This window comes from Streptomyces sp. BE303 (genome assembly GCF_036290945.1).
Lineage (GTDB): Bacteria > Actinomycetota > Actinomycetes > Streptomycetales > Streptomycetaceae > Kitasatospora.
This window is the reverse complement of sequence record NZ_JAQYWZ010000336.1, coordinates 1-1,884: the sequence shown is the minus strand read 5'-3', so window position 1 is coordinate 1,884 and position 1,884 is coordinate 1. Positions and strand designations below refer to the sequence as shown.

The window sequence follows — 1,884 nt, the reverse complement described above, 5'->3', positions numbered from 1 at the left end:
GGCGCGGTTGAAGCGTGGTGGTCTGTCGGCGATGGCGTCGGGTGAGGCGTTGGCGTTGTTCGACGCGGCGTTGGGTTCGTCGGAGGCGGTGTTGGTGCCGACGCGGTTGGACTGGGGGGTGTTGCGGTCGCAGGCGGCGAGCGGTGAGTTGAACCCGTTGCTGCGCGGGCTGGTCCGCACTCCCCGCCGCACCGCCACCACCACCACGGCCACGCCGACCGGGGACGGCCGTGAGGCCCTGCTCCGGAGGCTCACCGCGGTGAGCGAGGCGGAACAGCTCCGCCTGCTCCTGGACGTGGTCCGCGCCGGCGCGGCGAAGGTCCTCGGCCAGAGCATCGACGAGACCGTGCGGGCCACCCAGACCTTCAAGGAGGTCGGCTTCGACTCGCTGACCTCGCTGCGGATCCGGACCGGCCTGACGGAGGCCACCGGCGTCCGGCTCCCGGCGACGCTGGTGTTCGACCACCCGACGCCGACCGCCGTCGCGGAACACCTGCGGGACCGGCTCGGCCTGGCGGGGGCCGCGGTCGTGCCGCCCGTCCTGCTCGAACTCGACCGGCTCGAAGCGGCGTTGGCGGCCACGTCCGGGACGCCCGACGGTCTGCGGGCCCAGGTCACCGCCCGTCTGGAGGCCCTCACCGCCCGCTGGGCGGAGGCGGGCGAGGAGCCGGACGCCGAGGGCGTCGACCTGGACGCCGCCTCCGACGACGAGCTCTTCGACCTGATCGACAACGAACTCGGCCTTTCCTGATGACGGATACGAGGAAGAACCCCATGTCGAACGACGACAAGCTGCGCGACTACCTCAAGCGCGTCACGGCCGACCTCCAGCAGACCCGGCGCCGCCTGCGCGACGCCGAGGCCCGGCGCACCGAGCCGATCGCCATCGTCGGGATGGCCTGCCGGCTGCCCGGCGGCGTGGCCTCCCCGGCCGACCTGTGGCGGCTGGTCCACGACGGCACCGACGCCATGGCCCCGTTCCCCCGCGACCGGGGGTGGGACGTGGACTCCCTCCACGACCCGGACCCGGACGCGGCCGGGAAGACCTACGCGGAGGAGGGCGGCTTCCTCACCGACCCGGGCGGCTTCGACGCCGCACTCTTCGGGATCTCGCCGCGTGAGGCGCTGGCGACGGATCCGCAGCAGCGGTTGCTGCTGGAGACGTCCTGGGAGCTGCTGGAGCGGGCGGGCATCGACCCGACCTCGCTCGGTGGGCAGCCGGTCGGCGTCTACGCCGGTCTGATGTACCACGACTACGCGCACCACGTGCTCAACCTCCCGGAGGGGCTGGAGGGTTACTTCGGCATCGGCAACTCGGGTTCGGTGGCGTCGGGCCGCATCTCCTACGCCCTCGGGCTGGAGGGTCCGTCGGTGACGGTGGACACGGCCTGCTCGTCGTCGCTGGTGGCGCTGCACCTGGCGGCGCAGGCGCTGCGTGACGGGGAGTGCACGCTGGCGCTGGCCGGCGGTGTCGCCGTCATGGCCACGCCGGAGGTGTTCGTCGACTTCGCGACGCAGCGCGGCCTGGCCCGCGACAGTCGCTGCAAGGCGTACGCCGACGCCGCAGACGGCACGGGCCTCGCCGAAGGCGCCGCGGTCCTCCTGCTGGAGCGGCTGTCGGACGCGCGGCGGCTGGGTCACGAGGTGCTGGCCGTGGTCCGGGGCTCGGCCGTCAACCAGGACGGTGCGTCGAACGGCCTGACCGCGCCCAACGGCCCCTCGCAGGAGCGGGTGATCCGGGCCGCGCTCGCCGACGCCCGGCTGACCGCCGCGGACGTGGACGCGGTGGAGGGTCACGGGACGGGGACGTCGCTGGGTGATCCGATCGAGGCGCAGGCGGTGCTGGCCACGTACGGGCAGGGTCGTCCGGCGGAGCAGCCGGTG

At 73.8% G+C, this 1,884-nt stretch carries 3 protein-coding genes; 2 read left to right on the top strand and 1 reads right to left on the bottom strand.

All coding sequences use genetic code 11. The features are described 5' to 3' along the window. The coding region (locus PUR56_RS04560) for a hypothetical protein (RefSeq protein ID WP_329947940.1) at nucleotides 1-255 on the bottom strand (255 nt) is incomplete at its 3' end. 4 nt (nucleotides 256-259) lie between these two features. Between PUR56_RS04560 and PUR56_RS04555 the strand changes: the two genes are divergently transcribed. Together PUR56_RS04555 and PUR56_RS04550 are read left to right on the top strand one after the other, a co-directional pair. Next, entirely contained in the window at nucleotides 260-751 is a 492-nt protein-coding gene (locus tag PUR56_RS04555) for an acyl carrier protein (protein WP_329947939.1), read from the top strand. Nucleotides 752-774: 23 nt separating this feature from the next. Further along, nucleotides 775-1,884: beta-ketoacyl synthase N-terminal-like domain-containing protein (locus PUR56_RS04550; RefSeq protein ID WP_329947938.1), on the top strand; the 1,110-nt coding region annotated here is incomplete at its 3' end.